The 8,995-nt window shown below is 48.1% G+C and carries 10 protein-coding genes; 1 reads left to right on the top strand and 9 read right to left on the bottom strand.

Going from position 1 to position 8,995, the window contains the following annotated elements:
* Positions 1-793, top strand: a 793-nt coding sequence (locus QUA38_RS25155) for a branched-chain amino acid ABC transporter permease (protein ID WP_333166773.1), incomplete at its 5' end; no start/stop codon positions are given.
* A 562-nt stretch (positions 794-1,355) separates the two neighbouring features.
* Here QUA38_RS25155 and QUA38_RS25150 read toward each other — a convergent pair.
* The 9 genes from QUA38_RS25150 to QUA38_RS25110 form a co-directional block, all read right to left on the bottom strand.
* Positions 1,356-1,763 carry a VOC family protein gene (locus QUA38_RS25150; protein WP_333166771.1) on the bottom strand — a complete coding sequence of 136 codons (408 nt, stop codon included), beginning with the start codon at positions 1,761-1,763 and terminating at the stop codon, positions 1,356-1,358.
* A 98-nt stretch (positions 1,764-1,861) separates the two neighbouring features.
* A complete protein-coding gene (locus QUA38_RS25145; RefSeq protein WP_333166769.1) occupies positions 1,862-2,275 on the bottom strand; it encodes a VOC family protein in 414 nt (137 codons plus the stop codon).
* Positions 2,276-2,363: 88 nt separating this feature from the next.
* The gene (locus QUA38_RS25140) at positions 2,364-2,795 is read right to left on the bottom strand and encodes a YciI family protein (RefSeq protein ID WP_333166768.1); all 432 of its coding nucleotides are present in this window, start codon (positions 2,793-2,795) and stop codon (positions 2,364-2,366) included.
* 37 nt (positions 2,796-2,832) lie between these two features.
* Positions 2,833-3,285 carry a nuclear transport factor 2 family protein gene (locus QUA38_RS25135; RefSeq protein ID WP_333166766.1) on the bottom strand — a complete coding sequence of 151 codons (453 nt, stop codon included), beginning with the start codon at positions 3,283-3,285 and terminating at the stop codon, positions 2,833-2,835.
* Positions 3,286-3,460: 175 nt separating this feature from the next.
* Positions 3,461-3,913, bottom strand: coding sequence for a YciI family protein (locus QUA38_RS25130; RefSeq protein ID WP_333166764.1), 453 nt, complete (start codon positions 3,911-3,913; stop codon positions 3,461-3,463).
* Positions 3,910-5,154, bottom strand: coding sequence for an RNA polymerase sigma factor (locus tag QUA38_RS25125; protein WP_333166762.1), 1,245 nt, complete (start codon positions 5,152-5,154; stop codon positions 3,910-3,912). The genes QUA38_RS25130 and QUA38_RS25125 overlap by 4 nt, the downstream gene beginning before the upstream one ends.
* 26 nt (positions 5,155-5,180) lie before the next feature.
* Positions 5,181-5,747, bottom strand: coding sequence for a GNAT family N-acetyltransferase (locus QUA38_RS25120; protein WP_333166760.1), 567 nt, complete (start codon positions 5,745-5,747; stop codon positions 5,181-5,183).
* Positions 5,748-5,772: 25 nt separating this feature from the next.
* Positions 5,773-7,644, bottom strand: coding sequence for a serine/threonine-protein kinase (locus QUA38_RS25115; RefSeq protein WP_333166758.1), 1,872 nt, complete (start codon positions 7,642-7,644; stop codon positions 5,773-5,775).
* 196 nt (positions 7,645-7,840) lie between these two features.
* On the bottom strand, positions 7,841-8,800 hold the full coding sequence (locus QUA38_RS25110; RefSeq protein ID WP_333166755.1) for an aldo/keto reductase: 960 nt from the start codon (positions 8,798-8,800) through the stop codon (positions 7,841-7,843).
* Positions 8,801-8,995 lie beyond the last annotated feature (195 nt).

Genomic DNA, 8,995 nt, shown 5'->3' with positions numbered 1-8,995 from the left:
TGCGGCGATTTTATCTACGACGGTGTTTCAAACCACAGGGGGTTTATTTCCACTGCCTTTGCTGTTATTAGAGATGATAATTGCAGGGTTTGTTTCGGGGTTCCTGGGGATTTTGGTGGGAATTCCGGCGCTGCGGTTGAGTGGGATTTATTTGGCGATCGCCACTATTGCTTTTGTGGAAATTCTGCGGGTTTTATCGCTGAATCTAGATATCACTGGCGGCGCAGTTGGCATTTTTGGGATTCCGCAACCGTTTGCGACGCCGATCGAGTATTTGTGGATTGTACTACCTTTACTGTTGGTAAGTATGGCGATTGTCTATCGGCTGGAACGGATTCGGGTGGGGCGGGCTTTTGCAGCGATCCGCGCTGATGAGTTGGCGGCTGATGCGATCGGCATTAACCCAACTTTTTATAAGGTTCTGGCTTTCACGTTAGGTGCTGTTTTAGCTGGGGTTGTGGGTGCCGTTAGCGCTCATTTCCTCAATACTTGGAACGCCCGTCAAGGTACTTTTGATGCTAGTATTATTTACTTGACTTCTGTGTTGATTGGTGGTAGCAGAACTTTTCTGGGAGCAGTTTTGGGTGGGATGGTGTTTACTGCTTTACCCGAGGTTTTGAGGGGGATAGCAACTATTCAGGGATTGCCGATTTGGTTGGCGCAATTTCTGCGGGATGGGCGGTTAATTGTGTTTGGGTTGTTGATAGTTTTGGGAACGATATTTTTTCCGCAAGGGCTGGTGACGCCGGAGTTGTTGAAGAGGTGGAGGAAGGGCGATCGTACTTCTGTTTAAAAAAGGATGGCCAGCCATCGCCGACCTCAGCAATCATCACTACCGTATCGTTGATGCGGACTTCAGAGTCGATCGGCTTTTCCGATTCATTGGGGAACCGCCTCAGTTCGATCGCTCCCCATACTCAGATGAGAAATGCGATGTTTCTGCTACACCCATTGGTGACAAGTTAAGACTTAATTGCATTTGTCAATCAGTAATATTACTCAAAAAAACTGCTTTTTTAGGAGTGGAAAATTCACGATTTAAGAGGGAGTAGGTATAAATATCACCCTCGGCACGATCGCACGATCGCCCAAATCTCAGTTTTGGGCCCAAAATCCGAGTAAATGTTGAGCATAATTGCTGACTGACAAATGCTTTCTTAGCTTAACTTGTTACCAATGGCTACACCACCGACAACGAAATAGGGCGAAACGCAGTTGTAGCCAACTGGTTTAGATGATGAATTCATGGTTTATGCGGTCTTTTTGGATATTCGATCGCTCTTCTCAATGCGATCGCTAACTTGGACCCATTGAGAAGAGCTTTGTATTGTTTTCACGAAGCAGATAGAAAATGCCTAACCTTGATTGACTGCACTGGGTTCCATGAATACAGTTTCCCAAATGTGGCCATCTAAATCCTGAAAGCCATGACCATACATAAATCCGTAGTCTTTGGGTTCATTGTAGGTAGTTCCGCCAGCAGCAACTGCCTTGCCAATCATTTTATCCACTTCTTCTCGGCTCTCGGAAGACAAGCACACCAGCACTTCTGTACTCTTGGTGGCATCGCAAATTGCGTTGGGTGTAAATTCCTTGAACTTGGCTTCTGTCAAAAGCATGACGAAGATGTCTTCGCTCACTACCATACAAGTGGCAGTTTCGTCAGTAAACTGGGCGTTAAAACTGAATCCAAGTTTAGTAAAAAATTCGACAGACCGATCGAGATTTTTGACGGGTAAATTCACGAAAATTTTAGTAGCCATGTTTTCTCCTTTTTAACTTCGATCGCAAGGTGAAACATTAACGATTTTTCGCTAATGTTTGAATTGAAGGGTAACGCCTGTGAGCCAACTTGAAAGGGTTAGGTAGCTGGCTGGACATTAATCATCCACGGTGTGCCAAATCGATCGACAAGCATTCCAAAACGGGTAGACCAGAAGGTCTCTTGGAATGGCATCTTTACCGTTCCGTTTTCTGCCAATTTTTGGAAGATCCGCTCCGCTTCGACCAGATCGTCAAATTGAAGATTCACAGAGAATCCCTGTGGTTTTTTAAAGTCATCGGGTGGAGTGTCAGAACCCATCAATACCATTCCACCAACAGTTAAGTTGGCGTGCATGATTCGATCGCGCTGTTCGGAGGGAATTTCCTCAGACATGGGCGCATCCCCATAGGTCATCATCCCGTCGATTTTGCCACCAAAACACTGTTCGTAGAATTTAAATGCAGCTTTGCATTCACCGTCAAAAAAGAGATAAGTATTCGATTGCATCATGTACTCCTTTGGTTAATAGTCGATCGAGCAATCCATTCACGGGAAATGATGTGGCTGCCAAACAAAAAGTTAGGCAGTATTTATGCCCTCAAGAATGCTGGAGTTTTTCTGCCCCCGCCCGAATGCGTTCTTCCTGTTCCCTGAGTTCGGGCGTCAAGGATTCGCCGAAGTCCTCTTCTGTAAAGATCGGGCGAATTTCGATCTCGGATTCTCCTGGCATCGGGTTGGGGCAGCGTTTGACCCAGGCGATGGCTTCGTCCATCGACTGCACTTGCCAGATCCAGTATCCGGCAATCAGCTCTTTTGTCTCTGTGAACGGCCCGTCAGTCACGCTGCGATTTGTGCCTGAAAACCTCACCCGCGCTCCTTTTGAGCTGGGATGTAGCCCTTCGCCAGCGAGCATAATTCCCGCCTTGACCAATGCTTCGTTGTATTCCCCCATTTCCGTCAGAAGCTGTTCGCTGGGCATGACGCCTGCCTCTGAGTCTTCGGTAGCTTTGACTAGAACCATGACTTTCATAGTGAAATCTCCTTTTGTTTGTGGTTGTTGAGCTGGGCTAAGGTGCGCTCGTGAAAACGGCTTTAGACGTTTCTGGATCGAAGGGTACAGAGCAATGCTCGTGCACAATCTGCCATCTGCCCTGCTTCCGCTGGCACGCAGAGGTCATTCGCATCCACATCTGCGCCCCTGGGTGATCTTTTGGCATCCCTGTGAAGTGAAAAAGCCAGTGCGCGATCGCCAAATCACCGCTCACGGTAAGGCTGAGGTCTCGCATCTCAATCCCGAAGGAGTCCGGGAAGCAAGGCAGGCAGGCCTCCCACGTCCGTCGAAATTCATCTGCACCTCTGGTTTGGAACGGCGGTATTGCATCGAAAATAATCACATCTTGGGCGTAGTGCGCCATGATGCGATCGAGGTCTTTGGCGCAGATGGCACTGGCCGTATCTGCGATGATTTGTCGAATCAGGGCTTCGTCTTGTGTTTTAGTGATTTCGGTTGTCATTGTCATAGTGGTATCTCCTTATTGATGTCGATTGGTTTTCCGGGCGCAGATTGAAAGCTGCTAACCCTTGCTCTACCATCTAGTCGAATAGAGGTGAGTGCGATCGACAAGTTGAACATTTTTTCTGGAAAAGTTTGTCAGTGCGGATGTGGAAGCCTGCGTTGAGCGGTACTGACAGCAACTACTGGTCTGATGGCAAGCCCGACAGTTCCACGATCGGGCGAATTTCAACCGTACCTTTACTGGCGCTTGGTAGGCGTGCTGCGATCGCGATCGCTTCGTCAAGATCCTTGGCATCGATCAGAAAGTAGCCGCCGAGTTGTTCGCGCGTCTCCGCAAACGGCCCATCAGTGACAAGTTTTTTGCCGTCACGCACTCGAATACTGGTTGCTGTGGCGATCGAGTGTAGCGGCGAAGCACCCAAATATTGACCGTTTGCTTGCAGTTCTTGGGTTAGCTGCAAAGACTTGGCGTAGCATTGCTGCAGCTCGCTTTCAGTCCAGGCATTTTCGTCGCTGTAAATCAGCAATATGTATTTCATCGTTACTCCAAAATTCGATCTGAGATAGTCGCCTTCATTTAGTAGTCGTTCGGCGAAGCTGCAAATCGACAGCAAAGCAAAAAATGTTTTCACCCTAACTCGCGAAGGCGTTTTTCGAGAAAACGACGCTCGGGTTCCTGTTTCACGATCGCCAGCGCCTTTTGGTAGGATTCTCTGGCATCAGCCGTTCTGCCCAGCCGCCGACACAAATCGGCTCGCGCGGAGTGTGCCAGATGGTAGTCGGCCAAATCGCCACGCCCTAATATTTGGTCGATCGATTGCAGTCCCGCTAAGGGGCCATCCCGCATTGCCACTGCCACCGCCCGATTTAAGGCAACAACGGGCGACGGCTCTAATTGCACGAGCAGGTCGTATAAGCCCACAATCTGCGCCCAGTCGGTTGCAGCAGCACTCTGGGCCTCTGAATGCACCGCTGAGATCGCAGCCTGAAGCGTGTACGAACCAAACCGTCCTGATGATAGCGATTGCTGCACCAGTAACCAGCCTTCAGAAATTTGTGCTTGATTCCAGAGCGATCGATCTTGGTCTTCTAGAAGGATGAGGTCGCCTGTGGAGGAAGTGCGGGCGGTGCGCCGCGATTCTTGCAGCAGCATCAGCGCCAGGAGTCCAATTACTTCGGAGTCTGGCAACAGTTCCATTACCAGCCGTCCCAAACGGATCGCTTCGTCAGCGAGATCTGCCCGCGTCAGCGCTCTGCCAGATGAGGCCGCGTACCCTTCGTTAAACACCAGGTAGATCGTTTGAAGCACGGTGTCCAATCGATCGGGCAAATCGGTTTTCGACGGCACTTGATAAGGAATGCGTGCGTCGCGGATCTTCGCCTTGGCCCGCACGATCCGCTGCGCCAACGTGGGGGGAGCAATCAGGAAGGCGCTGGCAATTTCCTCGGTACTGAGTCCGCAAACTTCCCGCAGCGTCAACGCCACCTGAGCTTCTGGCGACAGGGCCGGGTGACAGCAAGTGAAAATCAAGCGCAGGCGATCGTCCTCAACGTCCTCGTCATCCTCGATTGTGCTGTCACTCGGCTCGAGTTGTTGAGCGAGTTCTGCCAAGTGCGTATCAAAGCGGGCGCGACGGCGGATGGTGTCGATCGCTTTAAAGCGACCCGTAGATACAAGCCACGATCGCGGGTTAGCGGGAATACCGTCGCGGGGCCATTGCGCTACAGCCGCAGCGAAGGCTTCGTGCATCGCCTCTTGGGCGCGATCAAAGTCGCCCAGGAGTCGGATCAGGGTAGCTAAAACGCGACGCGACTCGGATCGGTAGACGGCATCCACCTGCTGACGGATTTGATTGGCTGCTGCGTCATTCATAAACCGTTTACAAAAACAAACATATATTATCGCCCGTGCCGCAGAGTACGATGCTCCCATTGCGCCCGTGCAATCCGCCAATCGACCTCGCTCCAACCGCGATCGGACATCCATGAGGACCCTGGGCGGGTAGCAACCACCTCTGCTCCTATCCACTGGGCCAACCGAGCGATCCGGGTATTTGCACTCACGGTAGACCCGGAGATCGCCTTCAGATCCAGTTTTGCGAACCCAAAGTCGAGCAGCGCACGCCCCACCTCGATCGCGTAGGCATATCGCCCCCAATAGGCTGGTGCTAGTTCGAGACCAAATTCCATCTCGCCAGTTTCGCACAACTCTCCCCGCAGTCCACAGCAACCGACAAGCGCGTAAGGTTCATGTCGTTGTACGATCGCCAGTTGGTAATTGAGTCGAGGGCTAGCGATTGCCCATGCCTGAAACATCTCGAATAGACGTGCGGCATGGTCGGGACTAGACCGATCGGGTTCGTAAAATGTCTGGTTGCGCGGATCGGCTTGATAGTCCAAGAATGGCGATCGATCGGCATCTACAAAGTCACGCAGCAGAAATCTTTTGGTTACAATCTTTATCATGACTTACAACTTTAATTATGGGCAATTAAACAAACATCATATTCTGCCAAATCTTAATAGTTTTGTCACTGCTGCCGCTAGCCAAAAACTCTCCTTCCGGGCTAAAATTAACAGAATAAACAGAGTTAGTATGACCTGCAATATTACAGATTTCTTGACCGTTTTTCACTCGCCAAATCTTGATAGTTTGATTGCTGCTGCTAGCCAGAATCTCGCCATCGGGACTAAAAGCAATAGAATCAACATACCAAGAATGTCCTGTGATAGTTAAAACTTCTTGCCAATCTTTGACCCACCAAATTTTAATAGTATTGTCATGGCTGCCGCTAGCCAAAAACTCTCCATTTGGACTAAAAGCTATGCAGCGAACCGAGTCTGTATGACCTGTAATTGTGCGAAGTAGCTTCCCATCTTTAACTCGCCAAATTTTGACTGTTCTGTCCCAACTGCAGCTAGCAATAGTTTCTCCATAAGGGCTAAAAGCAACAAAATAAACTAAATTGGTGTGGCCCGCAAGCGTGCGAATTTCTTGCCCGTCTTTGACTCGCCAAATCTTGATTGTTTTGTCCCAACTGCAGCTAGCAATAATTTCGCCGTCAGGACTGAAAGCTGCGCCGTAAACTGAGTTACTGTGACCGCTCAGGGTGCGGATTTCTTGTCCATCTTTCATACGCCAAAGTTTAACAGTTTTGTCGTGGCTGTTGCTGGCTAGTGTCTGTCCGTCCGGGCTGAAAGCTACTGTATAAACCGAGTTAGCGTGTCCTGTAAGGGTGACAATTTCTTGCCCGTCTTCAACTCCCCACAGCTTGATTGTTTTGTCATCGCTGCCGCTGGCTACAACTTCTCCGTTGGGGCTGAAAGCAACAGAGTAAATTAAGTTTTTGTGACCTGTTAGGGTGTGAAGACATTGCCAGTTATAGGTTTGCTGTTGGGGCGGGGCGGGAGTTTTTCCTGGTTTAACTAACTTGGAATTTGTTTGAGAGATTGCTAGATCGATCGCAACTTGGGGATTAATTTCTTTTAATATTTCAACAGCAGTTTGATAGCGGCGGTTAGTAGCATTTTGAATCATTTTGTCTAAAATTTTTCCGAGTTGTTCACTCACCGGGTTATTGGCTAAATACTGCTGCCAGATCCAGGCATCTTCACCAGGATCGAACAGGTCAAAAGGGGAAACTTGAGTTAGCAAATACAAACAAGTTACGCCTAAACTGTACAAATCGCTGGTAAAAAATGCTTTGCCTCTAGCTTGTTCGGGGGCGATGTATTCGGGGCTGCCGATGCTGGTTCCTGTTTTGAGTAATGCTGTACCTGTGGCAATTTTTGCGGCGCCAAAGTCTACTAAAACTAATTGTTTGTCGGCGCGGCGGATGATGTTTCCGGGTTTGATGTCTCGGTGAATAACGTTGTGGGAATGGATGAAGTGAAGGACGGGTAATAAGCTATTGAGTAAGTCTTGAATTTGATTTTCTGTAAATATGCCTTCTGTTTCTACAATTTGTGCTAAATTTTGCCCGTCGATAAATTCTTGGACTACATATTGTCTGCTGTCTTGGATGGAATAGGCTAATAGTTCTGGAATTTGAGGGTGTTTGCCCAATTCGTCTAATCGCATTGCTTCTTGTTCAAAAAGTTCGGCTGCTTTTTTGCTGTTGCGATTGCTTGCTGATGGGATGAGTTGGATTTCTGGGGGTAAAAACTGTTTGATGACGCAGCGAGGTTTTGAGGGTTTGTCTTCGTCAACGGCGAGGAATGTTCTACCAAAACCGCCTTGTCCGATCGCCTTTATAGCCCGGTAGCGATCGCGCAGCAGCAGTTTCGACCGGCAATTTTTGCATAATTTGACTGCGGGGGGATTTTGCGGCTTTGAACAGTTGGGGTTTAGACAGTAACTCATTCGATTTTAGATTTCGGATTTTAGATTTTGGATTTTAACTTTTTGAATATTTCCACAGTGCAGTAAATATTATACCTCTTGCACAAGTCACACTCCCATCGACTTGTAGGGTGCGTCATACGAATTTCTAGGATGATTATCTAGGATGTAGGTTCTGACGCACCTTACTATATATGCCAGTTGCGTCAGTTCTATTTTAAAAATTCCACATTACTGGATTGTCGTCTAGACGATCGGTGACGGTTCGCCCGATCGCGTCAATTTCTTTTAAGTCCTCTTCACTCAATTTTACCTCAGCAGCTTTAGCATTTTCGGCTGCTTGTTCCCCGTCGCGCGCGCCGACAATTGCATTTGTTTGCGGCTGGGAAATCAACCACGCTAAAGCTAAATTTCCTAAGCTTGTGTGGTGGCGATCGGCAATTGCTCTGAGTTGATTTAATGCTGTTTGCACTCGGTCGTAATTTTCTTTGATGAACAGCTTATTTTTGGCGCGGTGGTCGCCTTCTTCAAACTTGTGTTCTGGCCCGAATTTACCTGTCAATATTCCTTGAGCTAGAGATGAATAGGCAATGATTGAGATATGATTGTCCACACAATAGGACATAGCATCTTTTTCTACCCAGCGCCAAAACAGAGAATATGGTGGTTGCAAGCTGTCGATGCGTCCGTATTGGGCCGCTTCTTCTATTTGGATACGGGAGAAGTTGGAAACGCCGATCGCCCGAATTTTTCCCTGTTCTTTTAACTTGTTCAGGGCGTCCATTGTTTCTGCAATTGGCACTAACTCGGAATTCCAAGTGCCAGCGGGCCAGTGGATTTGGTAAAGGTCAATATAATGGGTGTTGAGGTTTTTTAGCGATCGATCGCAGGCTTCGATTACCAACTCGGGTTTCAGGTGGTTGGCGAAAACTTTGCTAGCATACACTACTTGCGATCGCACCTCTGAAAGTGCTTGACCGATAATTTGTTCCGAATGCCCTTCTCCGTAAACCTCAGCCGTATCAAAGGTGGTAATACCTGCCTCAAAAGCGGCACGCATTGCTTTGACAGTTTCAGCATCCTCAATTCCCACCCACATCCGCTTGCCAGCTTGCCAAGTTCCCATAATTATCGGGGTAATCTGAATTTGTGATGTTCCCAATTGTCGCTTTTCCATAGCCTAAGTCCTCATTGAAATTTTTAGTATTTACCCTCAAGCTATCTAATTTTAACAGAAAAAAGTTTGGTAGTCATGCACAGTAATGCTATCGTTTTATTCTGCACTAATTTTAATTCAATACGGTTCAGTTAAGGGCTATGCAGTGTTTAAAACAATAAATACAGGAGGATTCATTATGATTCCAGTACCTCT

Source organism: Microcoleus sp. Pol12B4 (genome assembly GCF_036701385.1).
Classification (GTDB): domain Bacteria; phylum Cyanobacteriota; class Cyanobacteriia; order Cyanobacteriales; family Microcoleaceae; genus Microcoleus.
The sequence above is the reverse complement of the archived record's forward strand: the minus strand, read 5'-3'. Positions and strand labels throughout refer to the sequence as shown.

Coding starts and splice junctions, on each gene's coding strand:
- QUA38_RS25145 (WP_333166769.1), bottom strand. CDS start 2,275: ATGATGCAATCGAATACTTATCTCTTTTTTGACGGTGAATGCAAAGCT.
- QUA38_RS25140 (WP_333166768.1), bottom strand. CDS start 2,795: ATGAAAGTCATGGTTCTAGTCAAAGCTACCGAAGACTCAGAGGCAGGC.
- QUA38_RS25125 (WP_333166762.1), bottom strand. CDS start 5,154: ATGAATGACGCAGCAGCCAATCAAATCCGTCAGCAGGTGGATGCCGTC.
- QUA38_RS25120 (WP_333166760.1), bottom strand. CDS start 5,747: ATGATAAAGATTGTAACCAAAAGATTTCTGCTGCGTGACTTTGTAGAT.
- QUA38_RS25115 (WP_333166758.1), bottom strand. CDS start 7,644: ATGAGTTACTGTCTAAACCCCAACTGTTCAAAGCCGCAAAATCCCCCC.
- QUA38_RS25150 (WP_333166771.1), bottom strand. CDS start 1,763: ATGGCTACTAAAATTTTCGTGAATTTACCCGTCAAAAATCTCGATCGG.
- QUA38_RS25135 (WP_333166766.1), bottom strand. CDS start 3,285: ATGACAATGACAACCGAAATCACTAAAACACAAGACGAAGCCCTGATT.
- QUA38_RS25110 (WP_333166755.1), bottom strand. CDS start 8,800: ATGGAAAAGCGACAATTGGGAACATCACAAATTCAGATTACCCCGATA.